Annotated in this window: 29 protein-coding genes; 22 read left to right on the top strand and 7 right to left on the bottom strand. The window is 68.7% G+C overall.

Annotated features, from left to right (window positions below; translation table 11 throughout):
- Positions 1-16: 16 nt before the first annotated feature.
- A complete protein-coding gene (locus tag HWX58_RS10770; RefSeq protein ID WP_175987651.1) occupies positions 17-541 on the bottom strand; it encodes a low molecular weight protein-tyrosine-phosphatase in 525 nt (174 codons plus the stop codon).
- Between the two features lie 113 nt (positions 542-654).
- Here HWX58_RS10770 and HWX58_RS10765 point away from each other — a divergent pair, with 113 nt between their 5' ends.
- Entirely contained in the window at positions 655-951 is a 297-nt protein-coding gene (locus HWX58_RS10765) for a hypothetical protein (RefSeq protein WP_175987649.1), read from the top strand.
- Complete coding sequence (locus HWX58_RS10760) at positions 948-2171, top strand: hypothetical protein (protein ID WP_175987647.1); 1224 nt, start codon at positions 948-950, stop codon at positions 2169-2171. The genes HWX58_RS10765 and HWX58_RS10760 overlap by 4 nt, the downstream gene beginning before the upstream one ends.
- A gap of 6 nt (positions 2172-2177) precedes the next feature.
- On the opposite strand, the gene HWX58_RS10755 is transcribed toward HWX58_RS10760, so the two are convergent.
- The 3 genes from HWX58_RS10755 to HWX58_RS10745 are packed head-to-tail and all read right to left on the bottom strand — an operon-like array spanning position 2178 to position 3205.
- Positions 2178-2579 carry a phage holin family protein gene (locus HWX58_RS10755; RefSeq protein WP_175987645.1) on the bottom strand — a complete coding sequence of 134 codons (402 nt, stop codon included), beginning with the start codon at positions 2577-2579 and terminating at the stop codon, positions 2178-2180.
- 60 nt (positions 2580-2639) lie between these two features.
- Positions 2640-3002, bottom strand: coding sequence for a type II toxin-antitoxin system death-on-curing family toxin (locus HWX58_RS10750; RefSeq protein ID WP_175987644.1), 363 nt, complete (start codon positions 3000-3002; stop codon positions 2640-2642).
- Positions 2999-3205 (bottom strand): ribbon-helix-helix protein, CopG family, encoded by a 207-nt coding sequence (locus HWX58_RS10745; RefSeq protein WP_175987642.1) that lies wholly within the window; start codon positions 3203-3205, stop codon positions 2999-3001. The genes HWX58_RS10750 and HWX58_RS10745 overlap by 4 nt, the downstream gene beginning before the upstream one ends.
- 60 nt (positions 3206-3265) lie before the next feature.
- Here HWX58_RS10745 and HWX58_RS10740 point away from each other — a divergent pair, with 60 nt between their 5' ends.
- The 18 genes from HWX58_RS10740 (at position 3266) to HWX58_RS10655 (ending at position 19894) form a co-directional block, all read left to right on the top strand.
- A complete protein-coding gene (locus tag HWX58_RS10740; protein WP_175987639.1) occupies positions 3266-4336 on the top strand; it encodes a pyridoxal phosphate-dependent aminotransferase in 1071 nt (356 codons plus the stop codon).
- An 85-nt stretch (positions 4337-4421) separates the two neighbouring features.
- Complete coding sequence (locus HWX58_RS10735; protein WP_175987638.1) at positions 4422-5549, top strand: thiamine pyrophosphate-dependent dehydrogenase E1 component subunit alpha; 1128 nt, start codon at positions 4422-4424, stop codon at positions 5547-5549.
- The gene (locus HWX58_RS10730) at positions 5546-6526 is read left to right on the top strand and encodes an alpha-ketoacid dehydrogenase subunit beta (RefSeq protein WP_175987635.1); all 981 of its coding nucleotides are present in this window, start codon (positions 5546-5548) and stop codon (positions 6524-6526) included. Before HWX58_RS10735 ends, HWX58_RS10730 begins: the two co-directional genes overlap by 4 nt.
- A 24-nt stretch (positions 6527-6550) precedes the next feature.
- Positions 6551-7894 (top strand): dihydrolipoamide acetyltransferase family protein, encoded by a 1344-nt coding sequence (locus HWX58_RS10725; protein ID WP_175987633.1) that lies wholly within the window; start codon positions 6551-6553, stop codon positions 7892-7894.
- 76 nt (positions 7895-7970) lie between these two features.
- Positions 7971-8969, top strand: coding sequence for a metal ABC transporter solute-binding protein, Zn/Mn family (locus tag HWX58_RS10720; protein WP_175987631.1), 999 nt, complete (start codon positions 7971-7973; stop codon positions 8967-8969).
- Positions 8966-9814 carry a metal ABC transporter ATP-binding protein gene (locus HWX58_RS10715; protein WP_175987629.1) on the top strand — a complete coding sequence of 283 codons (849 nt, stop codon included), beginning with the start codon at positions 8966-8968 and terminating at the stop codon, positions 9812-9814. The genes HWX58_RS10720 and HWX58_RS10715 overlap by 4 nt, the downstream gene beginning before the upstream one ends.
- On the top strand, positions 9814-10701 hold the full coding sequence (locus tag HWX58_RS10710) for a metal ABC transporter permease (protein WP_175987770.1): 888 nt from the start codon (positions 9814-9816) through the stop codon (positions 10699-10701). Before HWX58_RS10715 ends, HWX58_RS10710 begins: the two co-directional genes overlap by 1 nt.
- Positions 10702-10711: 10 nt before the next feature.
- Positions 10712-11125, top strand: a complete 414-nt coding sequence (locus tag HWX58_RS10705; RefSeq protein WP_175987626.1) for a Fur family transcriptional regulator — start codon at positions 10712-10714, stop codon at positions 11123-11125.
- Entirely contained in the window at positions 11122-12150 is a 1029-nt protein-coding gene (locus HWX58_RS10700) for a permease (protein ID WP_175987625.1), read from the top strand. Before HWX58_RS10705 ends, HWX58_RS10700 begins: the two co-directional genes overlap by 4 nt.
- The gene (locus tag HWX58_RS10695; protein ID WP_175987623.1) at positions 12143-12910 is read left to right on the top strand and encodes a TIGR03943 family putative permease subunit; all 768 of its coding nucleotides are present in this window, start codon (positions 12143-12145) and stop codon (positions 12908-12910) included. The genes HWX58_RS10700 and HWX58_RS10695 overlap by 8 nt, the downstream gene beginning before the upstream one ends.
- Positions 12900-14576 carry an Ig-like domain-containing domain gene (locus tag HWX58_RS10690; protein ID WP_175987621.1) on the top strand — a complete coding sequence of 559 codons (1677 nt, stop codon included), beginning with the start codon at positions 12900-12902 and terminating at the stop codon, positions 14574-14576. Before HWX58_RS10695 ends, HWX58_RS10690 begins: the two co-directional genes overlap by 11 nt.
- Positions 14576-15250: a DNA-3-methyladenine glycosylase gene (locus HWX58_RS10685; protein ID WP_175987768.1), complete on the top strand. Its 675-nt coding sequence runs from the start codon at positions 14576-14578 to the stop codon at positions 15248-15250. The genes HWX58_RS10690 and HWX58_RS10685 overlap by 1 nt, the downstream gene beginning before the upstream one ends.
- 134 nt (positions 15251-15384) lie before the next feature.
- Positions 15385-15621, top strand: a complete 237-nt coding sequence (gene rpmB / locus HWX58_RS10680) for a 50S ribosomal protein L28 (RefSeq protein WP_025102729.1) — start codon at positions 15385-15387, stop codon at positions 15619-15621.
- Positions 15621-15791 carry a 50S ribosomal protein L33 gene (rpmG, locus tag HWX58_RS10675; RefSeq protein WP_046014935.1) on the top strand — a complete coding sequence of 57 codons (171 nt, stop codon included), beginning with the start codon at positions 15621-15623 and terminating at the stop codon, positions 15789-15791. The genes rpmB and rpmG overlap by 1 nt, the downstream gene beginning before the upstream one ends.
- 2 nt (positions 15792-15793) lie before the next feature.
- Positions 15794-16099 (top strand): 30S ribosomal protein S14, encoded by a 306-nt coding sequence (gene rpsN / locus HWX58_RS10670; protein ID WP_175987619.1) that lies wholly within the window; start codon positions 15794-15796, stop codon positions 16097-16099.
- A gap of 257 nt (positions 16100-16356) precedes the next feature.
- Entirely contained in the window at positions 16357-17178 is an 822-nt protein-coding gene (locus HWX58_RS10665; RefSeq protein ID WP_175987617.1) for an endonuclease domain-containing protein, read from the top strand.
- Positions 17179-17502: 324 nt separating this feature from the next.
- Complete coding sequence (locus tag HWX58_RS10660) at positions 17503-17790, top strand: HU family DNA-binding protein (RefSeq protein ID WP_017203554.1); 288 nt, start codon at positions 17503-17505, stop codon at positions 17788-17790.
- A gap of 85 nt (positions 17791-17875) precedes the next feature.
- Positions 17876-19894, top strand: a complete 2019-nt coding sequence (locus tag HWX58_RS10655) for a bifunctional copper resistance protein CopD/cytochrome c oxidase assembly protein (protein WP_438268254.1) — start codon at positions 17876-17878, stop codon at positions 19892-19894.
- Here HWX58_RS10655 and HWX58_RS10650 read toward each other — a convergent pair whose 3' ends face one another.
- The gene (locus HWX58_RS10650; RefSeq protein ID WP_175987615.1) at positions 19895-20959 is read right to left on the bottom strand and encodes a hypothetical protein; all 1065 of its coding nucleotides are present in this window, start codon (positions 20957-20959) and stop codon (positions 19895-19897) included.
- A gap of 70 nt (positions 20960-21029) precedes the next feature.
- On the opposite strand from HWX58_RS10650, the gene HWX58_RS10645 reads away from it, so the two are divergent.
- Positions 21030-22421 (top strand): ATP-dependent DNA helicase, encoded by a 1392-nt coding sequence (locus HWX58_RS10645; RefSeq protein ID WP_175987613.1) that lies wholly within the window; start codon positions 21030-21032, stop codon positions 22419-22421.
- Between the two features lie 10 nt (positions 22422-22431).
- Here HWX58_RS10645 and HWX58_RS10640 read toward each other — a convergent pair whose 3' ends face one another.
- Together HWX58_RS10640 and HWX58_RS10635 are read right to left on the bottom strand one after the other, a co-directional pair.
- Positions 22432-23076 (bottom strand): biliverdin-producing heme oxygenase, encoded by a 645-nt coding sequence (locus HWX58_RS10640; protein ID WP_175987611.1) that lies wholly within the window; start codon positions 23074-23076, stop codon positions 22432-22434.
- 47 nt (positions 23077-23123) lie between these two features.
- On the bottom strand, positions 23124-23438 hold the full coding sequence (locus tag HWX58_RS10635; RefSeq protein WP_175987609.1) for a DUF2470 domain-containing protein: 315 nt from the start codon (positions 23436-23438) through the stop codon (positions 23124-23126).
- Between the two features lie 99 nt (positions 23439-23537).
- On the opposite strand from HWX58_RS10635, the gene HWX58_RS10630 reads away from it, so the two are divergent.
- Positions 23538-24815, top strand: a complete 1278-nt coding sequence (locus HWX58_RS10630; protein ID WP_175987606.1) for a serine hydrolase domain-containing protein — start codon at positions 23538-23540, stop codon at positions 24813-24815.
- Positions 24816-24823: the final 8 nt, after the last annotated feature.

The following is a 24823-nucleotide window of genomic DNA, read 5'->3' as shown; positions in this document are numbered from 1 at the left end:
CTCCTGATCGGGCCCCTCAGATCCGGGGCATCGTGCGGGGCGTGCGGCTCTGACGCAGGGCGGGTTCGAGCTGTCGGAACAGGCCTCGGGTCGCCGACTCAATCATAGCCAGCACCGAATCGAACATCGCGGCGTCGGCGTAGTAGGGGTCGGGGACGTCCAGGCCGTCCGCGTCGCGGTCGTACGACAGCAGCAGGGTGACCTTGCCCTCCTGGTCGTCGTCGCGCGCCCACTGCTTGAGGATGCGCTCATGCGTGCGGTCGAGCGCCACGACGAGGTCGTTCTCGGCGAAGGACGCTGCGGTGAACTGCTTCGCGCGATGGTTCGACCCGTCGTAACCGCGGCGCTCCAGCGCCGCGAGGGTGCGGGCGTCGGCGCGCTCGCCGACGTGCCACTCGCCGGTACCGGCGCTGCTGGAGACGATCAGCGGGCCGAGCCCCTGGTGCTCGGCGAGGTCGCGGAATACCGCCTCAGCCATGGGGGAGCGACAGATGTTGCCCGTGCACACGAAGATGACGCGGAAGGGGTCTGTCGGGGACACTCGTCCATTCTGCCGCGCGGGGCGGCATCGCACACCCACCAGATCAGCTCGCGTCTCGTTGTGCACATTCGGACCGGTGCGCCCACTGTGCACCGGTCATGGGATTCCCGCTCATGGCCGATGCCAGGTCGGAGGATGCTGAGCGCATGCTCAACATCGTCGCCGCCGAGGCATGGGCTTCGGACTCCCTGTGGTTCTGGCATTCGGCGCAGCGCGCGCTGCGCGATGCGATCATCGAGCTGGAGGATGCGGGTGCCGCGCTGCTTCCGCTGATCGACGCGAGCCAGTGGCATGCGAAGGGGGCGATGGCTCTGTGCGCGCTCCTCGTCGAGGAGAGGGCGCGCACTGCGGCCGAGATCGGAGAGCTCAACACGAGGCTCTGGGAGATCGAGACGATGGTGACCTCATGAGCGACGACCTCGAGATCCGGCACGGCGGCATCGTCTCGGTCGACCCCGAGGCGCTGCGCGTCGTCGCCGACGCGCTGGTCGCGCTGGCGCCGAAGTTCGCGGATGCTGCGGCCGCCGTCCGCCGGGCGCACGGATGCCTCCTCGCCCTGCCGCCGGCGACGCTGCGCGTCGACACGTCGGCATTGTGGGGGAGTGCCGAGCGGGCCGAGGCGCTGCACGCGGAGTGCCGAGAGACGGGGGAGAACACCCGGCTCATGGCCGATGTGTTCGAGCTGGTCGAGCGCCGGGCGGAGCTCGACGCCCTGGAGATCCAGGGCAAGGCGGTGCCGGATGCCCTGTACGACCGCATCGACGAGCTCGTGGCATCCGACCCGCGGATGCTCGACATGGAGGCATGGCTTCTCTCGGAGTGGGAGGACGGGCACTACGACGGTCCCGTCATCGGCGGGGTCACCGCGTTCGCGGCGCTGGGACTCGGGCGCATCCCACCCGGCGTGAAGCTGGCGGGCGGCGGCGGTCCCGTGAGTCTCACGCCCGTCAGGCAGAGCGCCCCGCTCGTGCCGCCGGGCAGTCTCGCCGAGGCGTTCCGACGCTTCCCGACCGCCGATGGTGCGCAGTTGAAGGTCGAGAAGTACACCATGCCCGACGGTGCTCGTCAGTTCGTCCTGTACTCGAAGGGCACGCAAGTGAGCCTCGATCCGGACGAGCCGTTCGACATGAAGTCGAACGCTCAGTTGTACCTGAGGCAGGAGTCGGCTTCTTACCTGGCGACGGTCGAGGCTCTGGAAGCGTCAGGGGCTCGGGCGGGAGACGAGGTGCATCTCTACGCTCACTCCCAAGCGGCGATGAACGCGGCCTATCTCATCGCCCAGAGTGATCTCGACGTGACGGTGTCGGTGACGGCGGGCGGTCCGATGCAGACGGCGGCGGGTGACGACGTGCTGAAGATCGACTTCGTTCACACCGGCGACATCGTCGGCAGCCTCGCCGACGGCGGCTTCCCCGGCGGTACTGGCTCACCCGACAGCATGGTGATCACCCGCGACACCAGCTCGGTCGATCTGGGTATCCCCGATCACCTGATGTCGGAGTACGAGCACACGGCCGAACTGGTGGACGAGTCCGGGGACCCCCGCCTGGAGGCGTGGCGCGACAAGCAGCGCGTGCTCACCCAGGCCGTCTCGATCGAGTCGACGGAGTACGTCGCGAAGCGGGAGTGACGAGGGTCAGTCGCGCCGCTTGCGCTTCTGCGGACGCAGGATGGCGCCGAACACGGCGTTGATGATCGAGATGATGATCGCGGCGAGCACGCCCCACCAGAAGCTCCCGACGGAGAGCCCCCAGCCGAAGCCGGAGGTGATCCAGGCCGTCAGCCAGAGCAGGAACCCGTTGATCACCAGGCCGATCAGGCCGAGGGTCAGGATGTACAGCGGGAACGCCACGACTTTGATCACCGTGCCGATGATCGTGTTCACGAGGGCGAAGATCGCACCCACCGCGAGCAGCGTGAGTACGAGCTGCAGTGTCTCGCCGGGCGGGAATGCGACGATCGCGACCTGCAGGGCCGGGATCAGCGTCACCACCCAGATGGCGAACGCGTTGATGACGACTCGGATGATGAAGCGCATGGTGGGTTCAGTCTCGCATGGTGCCAGAGGAACTGTCGCAGAATCTGCGACGATTCGAGGTCACCGGATGTGCGCGCGGAACGCTTCGGCGATCTCTGACAGTTCGAGTCGACTCTGTGCGACGGCGAGGACGAGATCAAACGCCTCGTCGTTCGTGAACGTGATGTCGAGTCCGTTGATCCGAATGAACGCGAACGTCACATACAGCGACAGTCGCTTGTTGCCGTCGAACAAGGGGTGGTTCTGGGCGAGCGAGCTGATGAGCGCTGCAGCCTTCTCCGGGATATCGGGGTAGGCGTCAACGCCGAACATGCTGGCTGAGGGGCGGGCGAGCGCCGAGAACAGCAGTCCCTGGTCGCGGACGTGGAGTCCGAGCTTTTCGACGACCGCGAGCGCCTGCTCGGGTTCGATGTACTCGATCACGCGTCTTCAAGGCGGGTGATGGTCTCGGCGTAACGGTCGCCGATCTCATCGATCGCGGCGAGCACGCGCGAGGTCTTCGACTCGGTTGCGCTGAACCGCTCCGCGGCCTCGATGAGCACCGCGTGCTTGGAGATGTGTCGGGCGCGGGCGATCGCCTCGAGCTTCGCGTCGAGTTCTTCGGGGAGGCGCACCGTCATTGCCATACCAGAATGATACCACCGCGAGTTCCGTGGCGACCACGCCGGCGCTCGTAGACTCATCTCGTGACCGAGCCGATCCTTCCCCGCATCCGCCCCGAGATCGCCGCCCTGGCGCCGTACCGACAGGGCAAGCAGGCGGGCCCCGACGCGTTCAAGCTGTCCAGCAACGAGAACCCGTTCGAGCCGCTGCCCTCGGTGCTCGAAGCGCTGCAGGCGACGACGCCGATCAACCGCTATCCGGATGCCACGGCCACCCGTCTGCGCGAGCGCCTCGGCGAGCGCTACGGCGTCGGCGTCGACCAGGTGCACGTCGCGAGTGGCAGTGTCGCGATCCTCTATCAGCTCGTGCAGGCCGCGGCATCCGTCGGCGACGAGATCGTCTACGCATGGCGCTCGTTCGAGGCGTACCCCGGGCTCGTCCTCGTCGCGGGCGCGACAGGCGTGCCCGTGCCGCTCACCGGCGACGGCCGGCACGACCTCGACGCCATGGCGGATGCCGTGACCGACCGGACCCGCGCGATCATCGTCTGCACGCCCAACAACCCCACCGGGCCCATCATCACGAGCGACGAGTTCGAGGCGTTCGTGAATCGGGTGCCGCAGGACGTGCTCATCATCCTCGACGAGGCCTACACCGAGTTCGTCACCGCGCCCGACGCCGTCGACGGCCTCGACGAGCGCGTGTTCGAGAAGCACCCGAACGTCGTCGTGCTGCGCACCTTCTCGAAGGCGTACGGGCTCGCCGGGCTCCGCGTCGGCTATGCGATCGGCCACGCGAAGGTCCTGGATGCGGCCCGCTCCACAGGCATCCCGCTGTCTGTCACCTCGGCCGCCGAGGTCGCGGCGATCGCGAGTCTGGATGCCGAGGCGGAGCTGCTCGAGCGGGTCGCCGTGCTCGTCGAGCGGCGCACCGTGCTCGCCGAGGGCCTGCGGGCTCAGGGCTGGGACGTCCCCGACACGCAGTCGAACTTCGTGTGGCTGCCGACGGGTGAGCGGACGGACGAGATCGCCGACGCCTTCCGTGCCGCCGACATCATCGTCCGGCCCTTCTCCGGCGACGGCATCCGCATCTCCGTCGGCGAGGAGGAATCGATCGAGAAGGTGCTCCGGGTCGCCGCCGACGTCCGCGGCTGAGGCGCCATCGTCCGCATTCCGGGCATTTGCAAGGGACCCCTAATTATGCGTGACCGGGCATGCCGACGTGGGTAGCGTGGGGCCCGTGACCTCGTCAGAGACCGAATTCGTACGCGTCCTGGAGGCGGACGGCAGCTACGCGCCGAACGCCGCCGCCGAGCAGTATCTACCGCTGATCGACGCGATCAGCGACGCCGAGCTCGAGCAGTTCTACCGCGACATGGTGGTGATCCGCGCCATCGACAACCAGGCGACGAACCTGCAGCGTCAGGGGCAGCTCGCGCTGTGGCCGCCCAGCCGCGGGCAGGAGGCCGCACAGGTCGGATCCGCCCGTGCCGCCCGCGCGCAGGACACCGTCTTCCCGTCGTATCGCGAGCACGCCGTGACCCGCGTCCGCGGCGTCGATCCGCTCGGCATCATCAAGATCATGCGCGGCGTCTCGCACGGCGGCTGGGACCCGACCGACCCCGCCAACGGCAACACCCGCCTGTACACGCTCGTGCTCGGATCGCAGACCCTGCACGCCACCGGCTACGCCATGGGTCTCGCGTTCGACGGCCGCAGCGGCACCGGCGACCCCGAGCACGACGAGGCGGTCATCGTATACTACGGCGACGGCGCATCCAGCCAGGGCGACGTGCACGAGGCCATGGTTTTCGCCGCGAGCTACCAGGCGCCGACCGTGTTCTTCCTGCAGAACAACCAGTGGGCGATCTCGGTTCCCGTCTCGACCCAGACGCGGGTGCCGTTCGCGCAGCGCAGCAGCGGATACGGCATCCCGAGCGTGCGCGTCGACGGCAACGACGTGCTCGCCAGCTACGCCGTCTCCCGCGTGGCGCTCGACGAGGCGCGCGCCGGCAAGGGTCCGCGCGCGATCGAGGCCGAGACGTACCGGCTCGGCGCGCACACGACGAGCGACGATCCGACCAAGTACCGCACGAGCGACGAGGAGCGGTCGTGGGAGCGGCGCGACCCGATCGCGCGCATGCGGGCGTTCCTCGTCGGCAGGGGCGCCGCGGAGTCGTTCTTCGACGACGTGGATGCCGAGGGCGCCGCCGCCGCGGACGATCTGCGTGTGCGTACCCTCGAGCTCGGGCCGCCGCCCGCGAACACGGTGTTCGACCATGTCTACAGCGAGCCGCATCCGCTGATCGCCGAGCAGCGCGCCTGGCGTGAGCAGTACGAGGCATCGTTCGAAGGGGGCCAGGCATGACGCTCGAGGCGATGCCGTTCGCGAAGGCGCTCAACGCCGGACTGCGCAAGGCCATGGAGGACGACCCGAAGGTCCTGCTCATGGGCGAGGACATCGGAAAGCTCGGCGGCGTCTTCCGCATCACCGAGCACCTGCAGCGCGACTTCGGCGACAGGCGCGTGCTGGACACGCCGCTCGCCGAGTCGGGGATCGTCGGCACGGCGATCGGCATGGCGATGGCCGGGTTCCGCCCCGTCATCGAGATCCAGTTCGACGGGTTCGTCTTCCCGGCGTTCGACCAGATCACGACGCAGCTCGCGAAGCTGACGAACCGCCACGAGGGCGCCGTGTCGATGCCGATCGTCATCCGCATCCCGTACGGCGGGCACATCGGCGCCGTCGAGCACCATCAGGAGAGCCCGGAGGCGTACTTCGCGCACACCCCGGGTCTGCGGGTGGTGTCGCCATCGACGCCGAACGACGCGTACTGGATGATCCAGGAGGCGATCGCGTCGAACGACCCGGTCATCTTCATGGAGCCCAAGAGCCGCTACTGGCAGAAGGGCGAGGTCGATCTCGAGCAGTCGGCCGTTCCGCTGCACACCTCGCGGGTCGTCCGCACCGGCACCGACATCACGCTCGTCGGACACGGGGCTATGGTCACGACGCTGCTGCAGGCGGCCGCGATCGCCGAGGGTGAGGGCACGAGCTGCGAGGTCGTCGACGTGCGTTCGCTGTCGCCGGTCGACTACGGCCCGATCCTGGACTCGGCGCGCAAGACCGGACGCATGGTCTACGCGCAGGAGGCGTCGGGCTTCACGAGCATCGGCAGCGAGATCGCCGCCACGGTCATGGAGCGCGCGTTCTACGCGCTCGAGGCGCCCGTGCTGCGGGTGTCGGGCTACGACACCCCGTTCCCGCCGGCGAAGCTCGAGGGAACGTTCCTGCCGGATGCTGACCGCATCCTCGAAGCCGTCGACCGCTCGATGGCCTACTGATCCCGTCGGAATGAAGGGCACCTCATGACAACGCAGAACTTCAACCTCCCCGACGTCGGCGAAGGACTCACCGAGGCCGAGATCGTCGCGTGGAAGGTCGCGCCCGGCGACACCGTCGCGGTCAACGACGTGCTCGTCGAGATCGAGACGGCCAAGTCGCTCGTCGAGCTGCCCTCGCCCTACGCAGGCGTCGTCGGCGAGCTGCTGGTGACCGAGGGGACGACCGTCGAGGTCGGGGCGCCCATCATCAGCTTCGAATCGGACCCTTCGACGGGCTCAGGGACCGGTTCGCCATCATCGGCGACTGAGCCTGTCGAAGCCCCGGGCGGATCCGTTCTCGTCGGCTACGGCACGGGCGGGGGTGCCACCTCGCGCCGGACTCGCCCGGCCGACCGCCCCGTGCGCTCGTCGGTGGGTGTGATCGCCAAGCCGCCGATCCGCAAGCTCGCCCGTGACCTCGGGGTCGACCTGTCGGCCGTGGCGCCGACCGGTGCCGACGGCGAGGTCACGCGTGACGACGTGGTGAAGCACGCATCCCAGGCGAGCGTCTTCCGCAACATCGAGACTCCGGAGTGGGGCGACGTGCGCGAGGAGACGGTGCCGGCATCCCTCGCACCGCTGGGTCTCTCGCGCGGCTCCGAGCCCGCACAGGCGGGCGGTGACGCCGACCGCACCGAGTCGATCCCGGTCAAGGGCGTCCGCAAGGTCACCGCCGCCGGCATGGTGCGCAGCGCCTACACCGCACCGCACGTGACGGTGTGGAAGGAGGTCGACGCGACCCGGACGATGGAGCTCGTCAAGCGCCTGAAGTCGTCGCTGGACTACGCCGACATCAAGGTCTCTCCGCTGCTGATCGTGGCCAGGGCCGTGATCTGGGCGATCCGCCGCAACCCGATGGTCAACGCCGCATGGGTCGAGACCGAGGACGGCGCCGAGATCGCCGTGCGCCACTACGTGAACCTCGGCATCGCCGCGGCGACCCCGCGCGGACTGCTCGTGCCGAACATCAAGGACGCCCACGAGCTGAGCATGAAGGACCTCGCCCGGGCCTTGAACCGGCTCACGCTCACGGCACGCGACGGCAAGACGCCGCCCGCCGACCAGCAGGGCGGCACGTTCACGATCACGAACATCGGCGTGTTCGGGATGGATGCCGGCACCCCGATCATCAATCCCGGCGAGGCCGGCATCCTGGCGATGGGGACGATCAGCCAGAAACCGTGGGTCGTCGACGGCGAGGTGCGTCCGCGCTACGTCACGACCGTTGCTGGGTCGTTCGACCACCGCGTCGTGGACGGCGACGGCATGAGCCGCTTCATCGCCGACGTCGCCGCTATCCTCGAGGAGCCCGCGCTGCTCGTGGACTGATGCCGTGCGGGGCAATTCTCATGCCGCCTATTTCCTCGTGTTGAGAATGGTTATCATTAGCGTGTAGCATCGGAGCATGCACAAGTTCCGCGCCGCCGTCATTCTGTCCGCATCCGCCCTCGTCCTGGCCGGATGCTCGACGACGGCGAGCGCCGGCGGCGGCGATGGCGACGGTCTCATCCGCGTCACGGCATCCACGAACGTCTACGGCTCGCTTGCCGAGCAGATCGGCGGCGATCGCGTCGAGGTCACGACGATCATCGACTCCGCGGCGCAGGACCCGCACTCCTATGAGGCGACCGCCCGCGACCGCCTCGCCGTAGCCGATGCCGACCTCGTCATCGAGAATGGCGGCGGCTACGACGCGTTCGTCGACACGCTCCTCGACGGATCGGACGCGCACGTGTTCACAGCCGCCGAGTTCTCGCACGACTACCCGGGCAATGCCGGGCACGACGACGAGGCGACCGAAGAGGGCCACGACCACGCCGAGGACGAAGCGCACGACCACGAGGGCGAAGAAGACCACGAGGGGCACGATCACATCGAGGGCTTCAACGAGCACGTCTGGTTCGACCCGCACACGATGATCCACGTCGTCGAGGGCATCGCCGACGAGCTGTCCGAGCTCGACCCCGACGGCGCCGCCGACTTCACCGCCGCGGCGGACGACATCATCTCCGACCTCGAGGGCGCCGAGTCCGAGCTCGAGACCATCAAGGCGGACGCCGCCGGCGCGGGGATCTTCATGACCGAACCGCTTCCCGGTTACATCGCCGCAGCCGCCGGACTCACCGACCTGACGCCCGAGGGCTTCGCCGAGGCCGTCGAGGAGGGAACCGACGTCGCCCCGGCCACGCTGCTCGAGGCGCTCGATGTCATCGGCAGCGGCGACGTGAGGGTTCTGCTCACGAACGCGCAGACCGGCGGGTCCGAGACGGACAAGGTTGAGCAGGCCGCGCAGGATGCCGGCATTCCCGTCGTCGCGTTCAGCGAGCTTCTCGAGGACGGATCGTCGTACGCTGAGTGGATGCACGACGCGATCCAGAGCCTCGCCGACGCACTGAATTCGTGAGTGCGGACGACGCGGCGCGCGGTACGAAGCGCAGCGCCCCGATCCTCGAGATCGCGGGCGCTGCGCTCCGGCGCGGAGAGCGGGAGCTCTGGTCAGGACTTGACCTGACCGTCGAGCCCGGGGAGTTCATCGCTGTGCTCGGCCCGTCCGGCTCGGGCAAGACCACCCTGATGCGGGCGATCCTCGGCCTGCAGCCCCTGAGCGCGGGCAGCATCCGGGTCGGAGGCGAAGCGGTGCAGCGCGGCAATCCGCGCATCGGCTACATCCCGCAGCAGCGCCCGCTCCCGCCGGACACGAGCATGCGCGCCCGCGACGTCGTCGCACTGGGCGTGAGCGGCACCCGGTTCGGTCTGCCGATCCCGCGCCGCGGCGACCGCGAGCGCGTCGACCGACTCCTCGAAGGAGTGGGAGCCGCGCACTTCGCCGACCGCCGCGTCGGCCTGCTCTCCGGCGGCGAGCAGCAGCGGCTGCGCGTGGGCCAGGCCCTCGCGGACGAGCCGACCCTGCTGCTGTGCGACGAGCCGCTGTCGAACCTCGACCTCGCCAATCAGGTCGGCGTCACCGAGATCATCGACCGGCAGCGGCGCGAGCGCGACGCCGCCGTGCTGTTCGTCACCCACGACATCAACCCGATCCTGGGGCGGGTCGACCGCATCCTCTACATCGCGGGAGGCCGGTTCGTTCTCGGAACCCCGGACGAGGTGCTGCAGAGCCGGGTGCTCACCGACCTCTACGGCACGCCGGTGTTCGTGCTGCGCGCCGGCGACCGGCTGGTCGTCGTCGGAGCTCCGGATGCCACGCCGCACCACCACCACGACCACGACCACGACGAGGGCGAAGCATGATGGTCCCCGCGCTCGACTGGAGCGACATCTTCTCCTTCCAGGACTACGGAGCCCTCGTCGCGCTGCTGGCGAACTCGATCATCGCCGGCGCCGTGCTCGGCGTCGTGGGCGGTCTCATCGGCGTCTTCGTCATGCAGCGCGACCTCGCCTTCGCCGTGCACGGGGTCAGCGAGCTGTCGTTCGCGGGTGCCGCCGCGGCCCTGCTGTTCGGCGGCAGCGTCGTCGCCGGCTCCCTGGGCGGCGCGCTCGTCGCCGCCATCCTCATCGGCATCCTCGGCTCGAAGGCCCGCGACCGCAACTCGATCGTCGGGGTCCTCATGCCGTTCGGCCTGGGCCTGGGCATCCTGTTCCTCTCCCTGTACGAGGGACGCAGCGCCAACCGGTTCGGCCTGTTGACCGGCCAGATCGTCTCGGTCTCGAGCCCCGACCTCGGCTGGCTCGTCGGCATCAGCGCATTCGTGCTCGTCGCGCTCCTGCTGATGTGGAACCCGCTGCGATTCGACTCGCTCGACCCGGTCGCCGCGTCCGCCCGTGGCATCCCGACCCGCTTCGTGAGCCTCGCGTTCATGGTGCTGCTGGGTCTCATCGTCGCCGTCAGCGTCCACATCATCGGGGCGCTGCTCGTGATGGCGCTGCTCGTGACTCCTGCCGCCGCCGCGATGCGCGTCACCGCAGGCCCCCTGGCGGTGCCGCTGCTTGCCGCCCTGTTCGGCTTCGTGTCCGCGGTCGGCGGCATCCTGCTCGCGCTCGCCGGCACTCTGCCGGTGAGCCCGTACATCACCACGATCTCGTTCCTCATCTACGCCGGATGCTGGGCTGCCCAGCGCATCCGCGGACGCGTGCGCCGTGCCGCCTCTCCCAGGTCCGGCACAACGCTTCCGGCCTAGAATCAAGGGCATGGCTCAGCGGAACACCTGGCAGCGCGAACGCGTGCGTGAGGCGCTCTCGGACGCGCGCGGATTCGTCAGCGCGCAGACCCTGCACGCCACTCTCCGCGAGGAGAAGACCGGTATCGGTCTGGCCACCGTCTACCGCGCCCTGTCCGGGCTCGCGGCATCCGGCGACGCCGACTCGCTGCAGAGCCCCGAGGGCGAAGCCCTCTACCGCGCCTGCTCGACCGAGGGCCACCACCACCACCTCATCTGCCGTTCGTGCGGGCTCACCGTCGAGATCGAGGCCAAGGACGTCGAGGCCTGGGCCCAGCGGACTGCCGCGCTGCACGGATTCAGCGAAGCCGAGCACGTCGTCGACATCTTCGGGCTCTGCACGCCCTGCGCCAAGAAGCGCGCAGGCGCCGAAGGCACCGCGTGAGCACGGCGACCGCGACGCGTCCGCCGTCGCATCGACCGCCGGCACGGCGCTCGCCGTGGATCGGGGTGGGCATCGGCGTCGTCGTCATCGCCGCACTGTTCCTCATCGACCGGTTCGCCCCGACGCTCTTCCAGGACTCCCTGCCCGACCGGGCGCAGGACGGACTCACCCTCGCCCTCAGCGTGCTCATCGAGGCGCTGCCGTTCGTCGTCCTGGGTGTCGTGCTCTCGATCGTCGTTCAGGTGTGGCTGCCGCCGGATCTCATCCACCGCTGGCTGCCGCGCGCCGGGTGGGCCCGTCGCGCCGTGCTCTCGCTGCTCGGGATGCTCATCCCGGTGTGCGAGTGCGGAAACGTGCCGTTCGCCCGCGGCCTGATGATGCGAGGCCTCGCCCCGGCCGAGGCGCTGACGTTCCTCATCGCGGCGCCCATCGTGAACCCGATCGTCATCATCACCACGCACGCTGCGTTCGGCTTCGACGGCGGCATCCTCGTCATCCGCCTCATCGGCGGCTACCTCATCGCGAACCTCATCGGATGGATCTACAGCCGCCACCCCGATCCCGACGCGCTGCTCACCCGCCAGTTCACGGCCACGTGCGAGCGCGTCGTGCACGAGCACGGCACGCCCACCCGCCGGAGCCTCACGCAGTTCCTCATCGAGCTGCGCGCGGTGATGCCTGCCCTCGTGATCGGATCGGCGCTCGCCGGAGCCGTGCAGGTGCTCGTGCCCCGCGACGCCCTGCTCGCGATCGGCTCGAACCCCGTGCTCTCGATCGTCGCGATGATGGCGCTCGCGATGACCGTCGCGATCTGCTCGAACGTCGACGCGTTCTTCGCGCTGTCGTTCGCATCGACGTTCTCGTCGGGCGCTCTGATCGCTTTCCTCCTCGTCGGCCCGCTCGTCGACATCAAGATGCTCGCGCTGCTGCGCACGACCTTCACCGCCCGCACGCTCGTCGGCATCGTCGCCGTCGTGCTGACGAGCGCCTTCGCGATCGGGATCGGGGTGAACGTCTTTGGCTGAGTCCTCCTCCCTGTGGGCAGCGGTCGGCAACCGCTGGCTCGGCATCGGCCTCGCCGTCGTCATCTCGATCATCACGCTCGGCCTCGCCGTCACCGGTCAGCTCACGCTCTACATCAGCCCTGAGTCGATCTGGTTCGCGTGCGCGGGCGCCGTCGTCGTCATCCTCGGCGCGATCTGGTCGTTCGCGCTGCCGCTCGGTGCGGAATCCGATCACGGTCACGATCACGGTGACATCGACGCGTCCGCCGAGCCGTCGCGGCGCCCGCTGGCGCTCGCCGGCACCATCTCTGCCGGGGTCGTCGCGACCGGTGTCGTCGTCGCAGCGCTCGTGCTGCCCCCGGCGTCGCTGTCGGTGCAGCTCGCCCTCTCTCGAGCGGATGCCGGAGGCACGCTGTTCGCCGGCGCCGACACCCCGACCCTCGGCGTCGCCGACACCACGACGTTCGGGATCGGCGAATGGTCGAGCGTGTTCGCGACCGCCTCGCGCCCCGAGGCGTACGACGGCTCGCCCGTCACCCTGGTCGGCTTCGTCACGCCGGGCGAATCGGATGCCGTGAACCTCACCCGCATGATCATCACGCACTGCGTGATCGACGCGCAGCCGGCCGCGGTGCCGGTGACGATGGATGCCGGTGAGTTCGGAACCGGACAGTGGATCGAGGTCACCGGCACCGTCAAGGCGGATGCCGACGGCTCGCTGCGCGTGCTCCCCACGTCCGTCAAGGCCGTGGACGAGCCGAAGGACCCGTATGAGTACTGACGACCAGCCCGGCCGTCCGCAGACCCGCGCCGAGGCCCGCGCCGCGCGCGAGGCCGCCGAGCGCGAGGCGGCTGAGGCCGCGGTTCCCGAGATCCCCCAGGCTCCCGAGGACGCGAAGCTTCGACTCCCTCCGGTCGCTCAGCCCGTTTCGGCTTCGGAGGCTGCGCCTCCTCCGCTCAACGCCCCGCATGAGTCTTCCGCTGAGGCCGGGGCTTCATCTCACGGATCGTTGAGCGACCCGCAGGCGAGACGAAACGGGTTGAGCGACGAGCGGAGCGAGGAGTCGAAACCGGCATCGCCCCGCGACCGCCGCTTCCTCACGACGATGCTCGCGGTGGTCGGCGTTCTCGTCGTCATCGCCGGCGGCCTCGGCGCCGTCAGCCTGTTCCAGGGGCCGCGCATCAGCCAGGTGACGGTCGACCCGGCCGAGGCGATCCAGGTCTCGGGCAGCCGCGTGATCCTCACCGCGAACCAGTCGCTGCAGCAGATCGACGAGTCGCAGGTGACCGTCGAGCCCGCCGTCCCGTTCACCGTGGATGCCGCCGGGCGCAGCATCGGCATCCGATTCACCGTCCCGCTCGACGACGCGACCGACTACACGGTCTCGATCGCGGGCGTCACCGGTGAGGGCGGCGGGCCGGCATCCGACCTGCGCACGTCCTTCTCGACGCCGCCATCCGAGGTCTTCCTGCTCAACCGATCCGACAAGGACGATTCGATCTTCCGCACCGATCTCTCTGGTGAGAAGGCGGTGCCGGTGTTCACGCACGCGCGCATCAACGACTACCGCGCGACGGCCACCTCGCTGGTCGTCGCGGTCGAGGACGACGACGGGTCGCGCGTGCTCGTGATGGATCACCAGGGCGAGAACGTGCACGAGTTGACCCTGCCCGGCGACGGTTACGTCAGTTCGGTGCAGGTGTCGGACCGCGGCGGACTGGTCGGCTACATCTACTCCGACCGGACCATCACGGAGGACAGCGGCCGGGCGAGCGTTCTGGTGACGCAGCTGCTGAGCGGGGATGACGAGCCGCACATCGTGGAGGTGGGCGGCGAAGAGGCGAGCATCGCCGAATGGCAGTTCGTGCCCGATTCCGCCGCCGTGCTGTTCATCGACTTCGCCGGGACTCTTTCGCTCGATGACCGCTCCGGCGATGCCGGCGCACAGAACATGGGTATCGCGATGCAGCTGCTCGGGGTCTCCCGCGGCACCTACACCGCGATCGTCGAGCGCGCCGACCAGAGCATCGTGGAGCTGAACCTGGCCGACGGGTCGGAGACGCCGCTGGAGGCATCCGATCCGGATTACGGACCTGCGACGTCGATCTCGCCGTTCCCCGGCGGAACCCTGCGCCACATCGTCGCCCGCGACGAGAGCGGTCTGCCGACCGGACAGGCGATCATCCGCGTGGACGACGACGGCGCGGCCGAACCGATCATCGAGGTGGCCGCAGGCAGTGCGATCCTGCAGGCGTGCCCGTCGCCGAGCGGTCAGTACGCGGCTGTGACGGTCGCTCCGGACCTCGTCGACAACGCGTATGACGACATGCTCGTGCCGTTGCCGACCACGCTCGAGACGCACCTGATCGATCTGCGGTCCGGCGAGGAGCTGGTCGCTCTGACCGGTTTCGACGTGTCGTGGTGTCAGATGGCGCCGGCATTCTGATGCGGCGCGCGCAGCGCTCAGACCTCGAGGGTCTGCCGCTCGAGGTCGCTCCGCGCTTGCTCGGAGCAGAGCTGCGCACGGTCGCCGACGGCACCGAGGTGCGGCTGCGCATCACCGAGGTCGAGGCGTATCACGGTCAGGGGACAGGCGATGTGCCCGACCCCGGTTCGCACGCCCGCATGGGACGGACCGCCCGCAACGACACCATGTGGGGCGAGCCGGGTCACCTGTACGTGTACCTCAGTCACGGCATCCACTCGTGCGTCAATGTCGTGTGCGGTCCGGAGGGCCTGGCGGGCGGTGTGCTGCTGCGAGCCGGATCCGTCACGACTGGGGCGGATGCCGCGGCATCCCGCACCGCATCCGCGACCGGCGCCGTGCGGTCAGGGCGCGACCTGGCGCGAGGACCGGGGCGGTTCGGGCAGGTGTCGGGCCTGCGGCATCCGCTTCACGATGGCATCGACGCGATCACCGGCGAGCCGCGCGCGGGGGCGACCGCGGAGCTGTGGTGGGACGAAGCGCCGGTAGACGTCGTCTCGGGCCCGCGGGTCGGGGTGGCCGGGATCGCGGGGACGGATGCCTTCCCCTGGCGGTTCTGGATCGACGGCGATCCCACGGTGTCGCCGTTCCGCTGGGGAAGGGGCCCGGCCGAAGCGCAGGCCGTGCTAGACTGACTCCTTGTCTGTGCACACTCCTGTGCGCAGTTCGTGTGCCGCTCGATCGCTGAGCCTGTCGAAGCGTCGGCGGCGCGCAGACAAGGGATCTTGGGTGAGGCCGTCCGGTCTCACGGTAATGAAGGAGTAATCACATGGCAGCAGTGTGCCAGGTGACTGGAGCAGTTCCCGGCTTCGGTCACAACGTCTCGCACTCGCACCGCCGGACGAAGCGCCGCTTCGACCCGAACGTGCAGAAGAAGACCTATTTCGTTCCGTCGCTCGGTCGTAAGATCACGCTCAACGTGTCCGCCAAGGGCATCAAGGTGATCGACGCCCGCGGCATCGAGAACGTCGTCAAGGACCTCCAGGCGAAGGGTGTGAAGCTCTAATGGCCAAGAAGGCTCAGGACGTCCGTCCGATCATCAAGCTGCGTTCGACGGCAGGCACCGGTTACACCTACGTGACCAAGAAGAACCGTCGTAACACCCCCGACCGTCTCGTGCTCAAGAAGTACGACCCGGTGGTCCGCAAGCACGTCGAATTCCGCGAGGAGCGCTAAACATGGCGAAGAAGAGCAAGATCGCTCGCAACGAGCAGCGCAAGGTCATCGTCGCCCGCTACGCGGAGCGCCGTGCCGAGCTGAAGAAGACCCTGGTCGACCCGAACGCGACCGACGAGGCCCGCGAGGCCGCACGCGTCGGCCTGCAGAAGCTGCCGCGCAACGCGTCGCCGGTTCGCGTGCGTTCGCGTGACGCCATCGACGGACGCCCCCGTGGAATGCTGACCAAGTTCGGCATCTCGCGCGTGCGCTTCCGTGACATGGCCCACCGTGGCGAGCTGCCCGGTGTGACCAAGTCGAGCTGGTAAGCATCGCTTTGTGAGGGGCGAGGATCTTCGGATCCTCGCCCCTTTCGCGTTCCCGGCATCCTGCTTGCCCGCGCCGCGAACGGGAGGACTTCACACGAACCGGAGGGCGCGGATGCGGCATCCCGTCCTCCATTTCGTGTGAAGTCCTCCGTCTTCGCGTCGCGCATTTCTCCTGCACAGGAGTGGCACGTTGCGCATTTCTGTCCGATCGTGGGATCCCGCGGGCACCCCCGCGCACCGACGGGCATCCTCGAACGATGGATCCCATCGCACAGTTGCGGGAACGCGGCGGAGTCGCGCGGACGAACACCCTGTTGCTCGACGGAGCGAGTCCGCACGCGCTGCGCAAACTCAAAGAGTCGGGACGAATCCAGACCGTTCGCAACGGCTGGGTCGCACTTCCGGATGCCGATCGCATGAAGATCACCGCCGTGAAGCGAGGCGTCATCCTCAGTTGCGTAACGCTCGCGGAGCGAAGCGGTCTCTGGGTGCCGGACGGCTCACGGATCCACGTCGCGGCCGCAGCGCACTCGGGACGCGTCGACCCCGGAGGTGCGGTCGTCCACTGGGCTCGACCGGTCGTGCCCAGGAACCCGGACGCGTGCGAGGACTCTCTCGTGAACGCCCTGGTTCTCGTGGCGATCTGCCGTCCGTTCGAAGAAGCCCTTGTCATATGGGAGTCAGCCCTCAACAAACAGCTGACGGACCGTGAGGCGATCGCTCGGCTGCCGTTGCCACCGTCCGCGCTGGCGGTGTTGGAATCTGCGCGGCCGTTCGCGGATTCCGGACTCGAGACGATGGTGATCCACCGACTGCGGTGGCTGAGGCTGCGTCTGCTTCCGCAGGTGTGGATCCTCGACCGGCCCGTCGACGTCCTCATCGGCGACCGGCTCGTGCTGCAGATCGACGGCGGGCACCATGTCGGTCGGCAGCGCACCAGCGACATCGAACACGATGCGCGCCTCAAACTGCGCGGCTATCACGTCATCAGGGTCGGATACGACCAAGTGATGAATCAGTGGCCGCAGGTACAGGCCCTGATCATGGATGCCGTCGCTCAAGGGCTGCACCTGGGCTGAGTCGCGGTTCTCGACCCCAATCCTTGCACTGCGCACCCGCGAAACGGAGGAGTTTGCTCGAAGCGGAGGGTGCGGATGCGGCATCCACTCCTCCATTTCGTGAGATCTCCTCCGCTTCGGCGGATCGCTGCGGCCGGGCAGCACGCCCCGAAACGTGTGACGGATGTGACGGATGTGACTCGACTCGCCTGAAAAAACCCCAAAACCCGCGAAATGACGCGGAAATACGGGTGTCGGTTGGTACATTCGAGGCGGTCGATCGACCAGGAGCATCCGCTCCGACAAACACGACAATGCGACGTGACATCGTCGCTGGAGGATGACATGGCTGACAAGTCCATCACCAAGACCGAGCTCGTCGCGAGCATCGCTTCCGCCACCGGCCAGAGCCAGGCCACCGTCTCGGGCGTCCTCGACTCGCTCTTCGCCACGGTCTCGGACGCTGTTGCCAAGGGCAGCAAGGTCTCGATCCCGGGCTGGATCTCGTTCGAGCAGGTCGACACCGCTGCCCGCACCGGCCGCAACCCGCAGACCGGCGCCGAGATCAAGATCCCGGCCGGCAAGCGCGTCAAGGTGACCGCCGGCTCCAAGCTCAAGGCTGCCGTCAAGTAAGACTGCTCCCTTCAACGAAGGCCGTCCCGATCGGGGCGGCCTTCGTGCGTCCCGCAGGGCACAGGCGCGAGCTTAGGCTTGAGGGGTGAGTTCCTCCGGCAAGCGCACGCCCACTGCGGCCAGCGGCGCGCCCGCGTCGTCCTACCGCGCCGCCGGCATCCTGATCCTCGCCGTGACAGCGGCGATCGCCCTCGTGGTCGCCCTCGTCCTCGGCGGCGGTGCGGCGCCTCTGCTCGTCGGCGATCCCGGCGACGCCATCCGCTGGGGCCTGCCGATCGCCCGCACCGTGAACAGCATCGGCGCGGCCCTCATGATCGGCCCCATGGTACTCGCCCTGTTCGCCCTGCGCGCGGGCGAGAAGGCGTTCGACACCGCGATGGATGCGGCATCCATCGGCGCGGCCGTGTTCACCGTGTCATCGGCCGCGACCGGATTCCTCACCTTCCTCGCCGCGTTCAACCCGCAGATCAGCCTCGAGCAGCAGTTCGGCGAGCAGCTGGGCCGCTTCCTCCTCGCCCTGCCCCTCGGCCAGGCGTGGCTCATCACGACCGTCATGGGCGCCGCCGTCACGATCCTGGCGTTCGCGTGGCGCAGCTGGACGCCGACGCTGTTCACCGCGATCATCGCGCTCGCAGCCCTCGTGCCGATGGCGACGCAGGGCCACTCCGGCGAGCTGTCCGGTCACGTCGTGGCGGTCAACTCCATCCTGCTGCACACGATCGGCGCGGCCGTGTGGCTGGGCGGCCTCATGCTCCTCGTCATCCTGCGCCTGTCCAAGGGCGTCGACGAGAAGCACCTCGTCAGCCGTTACTCGAGCCTCGCGATCGCCGCGTTCTTCGTGGTCGCCGTCTCGGGTGTCGTGCGCTCCACCGTGGGGCTCGGCAGCTGGGATGCGCTGTGGTCGCCGTACGGGCTCATCATCGTCGCCAAGGCGGTGCTGCTGTGCGCCATGGGGCTGCTCGGCGCCTGGTACCGCACGCGGCTGATCCCGAAGCTCGAGACCGAGCGCGCGTCGAGCCGGTTCTGGATGCTCGTGCTCGGCGAAGTCGCCCTCATGGGCCTCGCATCCGGTGCCGCCGCCGCCCTCGCCCGCACGCCCCCACCGGTCGGTGACACGGCCGCCGTCCGGCAGACCCCGGCCGAGATCCTCACCCGCTCGCCGCTGCCGCCCGAGTTCACGCTCGACAAATGGTTCACCGGCTGGGACATCGACATCCTCTGGCTGCTCGCGGCGATCCTCGGCGCGTTCTTCTACCTCGCAGGTGTCCGGCGGCTGCACCGCCGGGGAGACCGCTGGCCCATCCACCGCACCGTGTTCTGGATGCTGGGCCTCCTCCTGCTCGTCTGGGTCACCTGCGGCCCGATCAACCTGTACCAGGAGTACCTGTTCAGCGTGCACATGCTGGGCCACATGATCCTGTCGATGGCGATACCGCTGCTGCTGGTCTCCGGGGCGCCGATCACGCTCGCCCTGCGCAGCATCCACAAGCGGGACGACGGCACCCGTGGCGGCCGGGAATGGATCCTGTGGGCCGTTCACTCGCCGTTCTCACGCGTCGTGACACACCCGTTCGTCGCGGCCGGCATCTTCATCGGCTCGCTGTGGGCGTTCTACTTCACCGATCTCGTCCGCTGGTCGATGTACGAGCACCTCGGCCACGAGTGGATGATCATCCACTTCCTCATCTCGGGCTACCTGTTCGTGATGAGCCTCGTCGGCATCGACCCGGTGCCGTACCGTCTGCCGTACCCGGGCAGGCTCATCACCCTCATCGCCGTCATGGCCATGCACGCGTTCTTCGGCATGGCGATCATGATGCAGGAGGGGCTCATGGTCGCCGAATGGTTCGGGTCGATGGGGCGCACGTGGGGCCCGACGCCGATGTTCGACCAGTACGTCGGCGGCGGCATCGCCTGGTCGGTGGGCGAGATCCCGACGCTCATCCTCGCGATCACGGTGGCGATCCAGTGGAGCCGCGACGACACCAAGGTGCAGCGCCGGCGTGACCGGCACGCCGACCGCACCGGGGAAGCCGAGCTCGAGGAGTACAACGCGAAGCTCGCGGCGCTCGCCGAGAAGGACGCGCGCGAAGCCGCCCGCTGATCAGGCGCCGTCGGGGTTGCCGACGCGGATGGATGCCGATCCGTCAGGCAGGATCGTGATCGACCCGTCGATCCGGAACGGCACGTCCTCCGAGACGTGCTCGACCGAGCCGTCGTACAGCGACTGGATGTCGACCTCGATGTGCGCCACGGCATCCGTGGGCGGGATCATCCAGTGCGCGCCCGAGGGCTCGACCGTCACGGACGGCTGCGCCGCGATCGACCACACCGGCGGGGCGACGATGCGGTTGTGCACCTCGAGTCCGAATGGGCAGGCGGTCGGCTGCAGCACCTGCTGCGTCGTGCACTCGCTGAGGAACTCTTCGACCTGCTCCTGCACGACCGCGACGAACTTGTCGGTCGGCTCGGTCTGCAGCTCCACCGGTGTCTGGGTGAGCGGCGAATCGGCGAGGAAGCTCACACCGGCAGCCCTCGAGATCGCCGTGTCGACGGTCACCGAGTACAGCCCGGGGGTGAAGACGAGAAGCGGCAGCGGATCTTCGCCCGCGGCATCGGCACCGGCGGCGGAGACCTGGTTCCGATCGACCTCGAATCCGTTCACAGCGAAACGGTCGGCGCCCAGCACGGTGAGCGCGACGGCGGCGAGCGGCGACTGCGCGAACCGCCAGTTCGGTGTGATGCCTGCCCAGCCGTCCTGTTCGACCTGGAAGGTGGAGGTGCCGGGGTGGGTGCCGGCGACGTATTCGACCGTCACGGAGGTGACACCGCGTTCCGAGGTCTTCTCCGACACGACGGCGACGTCTGTCAGCGGTGCCAGTGCGGCCTGGCGGAGCAACGCCTCGGATGCCGTCTCGTCGATGCCCGCGTCGGCGAGGGTCTCGCGGTCGATCGAGACGCCGGGCATGCGCAGGGCGTCGGCGGCGTGGCCGGTAGCGAGCAGATCGATGTAGCGCGTGACGAAGGCGGACGGGCCGTAGAACTCCTTGTACAGCACGGCGATGCCGGCGCCGAGGGCGGCGAGCAGCAGCACGCCGATGACCGCGAGGGCGGTCAGATCGAACCAGAGGCGGCGGCGCGCGCGGGGCGTCGTCGAGGGCTGATCCATGGGCCAAGTCTAGGAGCGCGGGCTGGGACACTGCCGAGCGCCGAGCGATCGGCGACGTACCATGAGAGGCGTGTCCCTCCCCGCCCTCTCCGACGAGCAGCAGGAGCTCTTCCGGCTCATCGAGGACACCAGGGAGCACGTGTTCATCACCGGCCGTGCCGGGACGGGCAAATCGACCCTGCTGCAGTACTTCGCATGGAACACGCAGAAGCAGATCGCCATCTGCGCTCCGACGGGCGTGGCGGCGCTCAACGTCGAGGGACAGACGATCCATTCGCTCTTCCGGTTGCCGATCGGGCTCATCGCCGAGAGCGAGATCGAGCAGAACGACGCCACGCGTCGCATCCTGAACGCGATCGACACACTCGTGATCGACGAGGTGTCGATGGTCAACGCCGACCTCATGGACGGCATGGACCGCGCTCTGCGGCAGGCGCGCGGGCGCCGGGCCGAGCCGTTCGGCGGCGTGCAGGTCGTCATGTTCGGCGACCCGTATCAGCTCGCCCCCGTGCCGCCCCGCGGAGACGAGCTGCGCTACGTGCAGGACCACTACCGCTCGTTCTGGTTCTTCGATGCGAAGGTCTGGGCGGGTGCCACGATGGGCGAAGCCGACGGCCTCATCGATCTCGGCAGGCACGGGGCGCCGCTGCACGTGCGCGAGCTCGTGCAGATCCATCGGCAGTCCGACGACGGTTTCAAGGCGATGCTCAACGCCGTCCGATACGGCCGGGTCACCGCCGACATCGCCGAGGTCCTCAACAAGCAGGGCACTCGCACGCCGCCCGACCCCGAGCCCGGCGAGATCCCCATGATCACGCTCGCCACCCGCAACGACATCGTGAACAACATCAACCGCCGGCACCTGGCGGCCCTCGCCGGCAAAGAGCAGACCGCCCGTGCCGAGATCAACGGCGACTTCGGCAGGGGGGACGGCAACTACCCCGCGGATGCCGAGCTGAAGCTCAAGGTCGGCGCGCAGGTGATGTTCCTGCGCAACGACGTGTCGATGACCGGCGAGCCACCGCGCTGGGTGAACGGCACGATCGGGACGGTCAAGCGCATCCTCGGCGGATCGGTGCGCGTCGAGATCGACGGCGAGGACGTGGATGTCGAGCCGGCGGTCTGGGAGCGGTTCCGCTACTCGTACGACGCGAACTCGAAGACCCTCAGCCGCGACGTGATCGCGGAGTTCATGCAGTTCCCGCTGCGCCTGGCGTGGGCGGTGACGATCCACAAGTCGCAGGGCAAGACCTACGACAGGGCGGTCATCGATCTGGGCAGCGGTGCGTTCGCGCCCGGGCAGACGTACGTGGCGCTCTCGCGCCTCACGTCGCTCGACGGCCTGTACCTGTCACGGCCCCTGCGGCCCAGCGACATCCGCGTCGATCAGGACGTGCGCCGCTTCATGCGCGAGGCGTGGGAGGCGCGGCAGGGATCCACTCCCGAGGTCGCGGGCTCCTGAACGGTGAGGGTCACGCCGCGAGGCGTGCCCGGTCGAGGTCTTCGAAAAGCTCGGTGTTGAACCGGTACGCCAGCAGCACCTCGTCGATGACGCGCTCGCGCTCGGCGTCGTCCCACGGTGCGGCATCCAGCTGCTCGCGGTAGACGTCCTTGAACGCGTTCGGGTCGGCGATGTCGTCGAACAGGTAGAAGCCCACGCCGTTGGTCTCGAACCCGAAGCGGCGCTGCATGACGCGGCCGATGAAGATCCCGCCCGAGAGGTCGCCGAGGTAGCGGGTGTAGTGGTGCGCGACGAAGCCGCCGGCCCAGGTGGCGCCGACCCCGTCGACGCGTGCGACGTACCGTTCGGTCGTCGGCGCGGCGCGATGCGCTCGCCAGTCGGGGCCGACGAGGAACTCGAGGTCGGCCTCGAGCGCGGGAAGGCGCGTGAGCTTGTCGCTGAGGAAGACCGATGCCACCGGGTCGCGGCGCATCCGCTCACCGGCGGATTCGAGCGCCTCGTAGATGAAGTAATGCTGTGAGACGAGCGCGATGTAGTCCTCTCGTGACCCCTCGCCCTTGAGCAGGTCGGCCATGAACCCGGCGTGCTCGCTGCGGGAATGGGAACCGGAGGAGCGTTCGCGCAGTGCGGCGGAGAAGGAGAGGATATCGGCCATGCGTTCAGTGTAAGGGTCGCCTTACCTGTGGCGGAAGTGCCGAGTTCTCAGGCGTGGGGTCGCGGCTCGATGCCGAGCTTCTCGCAGGCGGCGTCGTAGAGCGCGACGACTTCGCGGCGCACTGCCGGGCGCTCGTCGATCGATCCGCCCGGCCACGGCACACGCAGTTCCTCGGGGATGCCGGCGCGGGTGATCTGCCACACGCCGCCGTCGCCGTCGAGATCGGTCATCACGGCATTCGTGATCGGCAGGTCGGATGCCGAGGCGAAGGCGCGCGCGATGAGGAGGTTGTCATCGGAGTGGTCGCCGTTCATGTGGCCGAGGATGGCGTCTGTCACGTCGGCGTCGAAGATGTGAGGCATGGTCATCACTGTACGTCTGCCGCGAGGGCTCCGCCGTGCGCGGGACTTCTCAGCACCGCACCTTAGACTCGGTGGGATAGAACATCGGGGAGTCCGTACATGCACCTTCTCTCGTCGCGCCGGATGCGCGCCGTCGTCGCCGGCGCCGCTGCGCTCGCGCTGGTCCTGACCGGATGCTCCTCTGACGAGACGGTCTCGTACACCCCTCCCGCGCAGGTCGATCAGAAGCTCTCCGACGACACGGCGGCCCAGCTGCAGGCCGCCGTCGAGAACGCGATGCAGAAGACCGGCGCGACCGGCGCGATCGTCGGCGTCTGGGTGCCGTGGAGCGGCACCTGGGTGACGGGCCTCGGGACGCAGTCGGTCGAGGACCAGACCCCGGTGACCAAGGACATGTCGTTCCGCATCGGCGACACCACCCGCCTGATGACCTGCGAGGTGCTGTACGCGCTCGCCGACGAGGGCGTCGTCGAGCTCGACGGCTCCGTTCCGGAGTACGTCTCGGGCGTCGCAGGACTCGCCGATGTCACGCTGCTCGAGCTGTGCAACGGCACGAGCGGGATCGGGTCGTCCGAGGCCGCCGTCAGCGGCATGTGGCAGAACACCCCCGAGCGGGTGTGGGCGCCGCTCGAACTCGCCTCGTACGGCCTGGGAAAGAGCCTCGCGGAGTCGGGCGTCTCGTACGGCGACTCGGATGCGGCGTATCTCCTGCTCGGTCTCGCCCTGGAACGCGCATCCGGGATGACGGCATCCGAGCTCATCGCGAAGTACGTCACCGAACCGTTGCAGCTCGAGAACACGTCGCTGCCGTCGAGTGCCGCGGCCGCCCCCGGGGACGACCCGCTCACCGGCAGCTACCTCCCTGCGATCGAGGGCGGTTACGACTGCACCGCGCCGGTCGACATCACGAAGCTCTCGTCGAGCACAGGATTCACCGATTCCGGTGTGGTCTCCACCATCGACGACCTGGGCCGCTTCAGCCAGGCTGCAGCCGCCCAGGCTCTGCGCGAGGGCAAGGAGCCGAGCCAGTTCGCGAATCCGCTCCCGACGGCCACGGACGCGCCATCGTGGTACCAGGCCACCGGCGGTGCATTCCTCGTCGGCCCGCTCATCGGCCAGCACGGCTGGACGCCGGGATACGTGAGCGCATCGTACTCCGACCCGGAGACCGGGTTCACCGTCTCGGTCGTGCTGAACTCGTCATCGATAGGCGGCAGCCCCGCCGCGTACCTCGCCTGGGAGCTCGCGGCGATCGCGTCCAAGGCGCCGGCCGCCGAGGGCCAGACCGCTCCGGAGTTCGGCCTGCCGTTCACCGCAGAGCAGTACCACGAGACGATCTCCAACCTCGCCGTCTGCGCCACGCCGCCCGCCGGCTGAGCGCGCGC

The organism is Microbacterium tenebrionis, assembly GCF_903645325.1.
Classification (GTDB): Bacteria; Actinomycetota; Actinomycetes; order Actinomycetales; family Microbacteriaceae; genus Microbacterium; species Microbacterium tenebrionis.
The sequence above is the reverse complement of the archived record's forward strand: the minus strand, read 5'-3'. Positions and strand labels throughout refer to the sequence as shown.

Bases quoted from the DNA above. Each gene is read 5' to 3' on its own strand.
- HWX58_RS10635 (WP_175987609.1), bottom strand. From the start codon at position 23,438: ATGCCTCACATCTTCGACGCCGACGTGACAGACGCCATCCTCGGCCAC.
- HWX58_RS10650 (WP_175987615.1), bottom strand. From the start codon at position 20,959: ATGGATCAGCCCTCGACGACGCCCCGCGCGCGCCGCCGCCTCTGGTTC.
- HWX58_RS10690 (WP_175987621.1), top strand. From the start codon at position 12,900: ATGAGTACTGACGACCAGCCCGGCCGTCCGCAGACCCGCGCCGAGGCC.
- HWX58_RS10665 (WP_175987617.1), top strand. From the start codon at position 16,357: ATGGATCCCATCGCACAGTTGCGGGAACGCGGCGGAGTCGCGCGGACG.
- HWX58_RS10640 (WP_175987611.1), bottom strand. From the start codon at position 23,076: ATGGCCGATATCCTCTCCTTCTCCGCCGCACTGCGCGAACGCTCCTCC.
- HWX58_RS10720 (WP_175987631.1), top strand. From the start codon at position 7,971: ATGCACAAGTTCCGCGCCGCCGTCATTCTGTCCGCATCCGCCCTCGTC.
- HWX58_RS10630 (WP_175987606.1), top strand. From the start codon at position 23,538: ATGCACCTTCTCTCGTCGCGCCGGATGCGCGCCGTCGTCGCCGGCGCC.
- HWX58_RS10760 (WP_175987647.1), top strand. From the start codon at position 948: ATGAGCGACGACCTCGAGATCCGGCACGGCGGCATCGTCTCGGTCGAC.
- HWX58_RS10755 (WP_175987645.1), bottom strand. From the start codon at position 2,579: ATGCGCTTCATCATCCGAGTCGTCATCAACGCGTTCGCCATCTGGGTG.
- HWX58_RS10765 (WP_175987649.1), top strand. From the start codon at position 655: ATGGCCGATGCCAGGTCGGAGGATGCTGAGCGCATGCTCAACATCGTC.
- HWX58_RS10660 (WP_017203554.1), top strand. From the start codon at position 17,503: ATGGCTGACAAGTCCATCACCAAGACCGAGCTCGTCGCGAGCATCGCT.
- rpmB (WP_025102729.1), top strand. From the start codon at position 15,385: ATGGCAGCAGTGTGCCAGGTGACTGGAGCAGTTCCCGGCTTCGGTCAC.
- HWX58_RS10745 (WP_175987642.1), bottom strand. From the start codon at position 3,205: ATGGCAATGACGGTGCGCCTCCCCGAAGAACTCGACGCGAAGCTCGAG.
- HWX58_RS10685 (WP_175987768.1), top strand. From the start codon at position 14,576: ATGCGGCGCGCGCAGCGCTCAGACCTCGAGGGTCTGCCGCTCGAGGTC.
- HWX58_RS10710 (WP_175987770.1), top strand. From the start codon at position 9,814: ATGGTCCCCGCGCTCGACTGGAGCGACATCTTCTCCTTCCAGGACTAC.
- HWX58_RS10730 (WP_175987635.1), top strand. From the start codon at position 5,546: ATGACGCTCGAGGCGATGCCGTTCGCGAAGGCGCTCAACGCCGGACTG.
- HWX58_RS10705 (WP_175987626.1), top strand. From the start codon at position 10,712: ATGGCTCAGCGGAACACCTGGCAGCGCGAACGCGTGCGTGAGGCGCTC.
- rpsN (WP_175987619.1), top strand. From the start codon at position 15,794: ATGGCGAAGAAGAGCAAGATCGCTCGCAACGAGCAGCGCAAGGTCATC.
- rpmG (WP_046014935.1), top strand. From the start codon at position 15,621: ATGGCCAAGAAGGCTCAGGACGTCCGTCCGATCATCAAGCTGCGTTCG.
- HWX58_RS10725 (WP_175987633.1), top strand. From the start codon at position 6,551: ATGACAACGCAGAACTTCAACCTCCCCGACGTCGGCGAAGGACTCACC.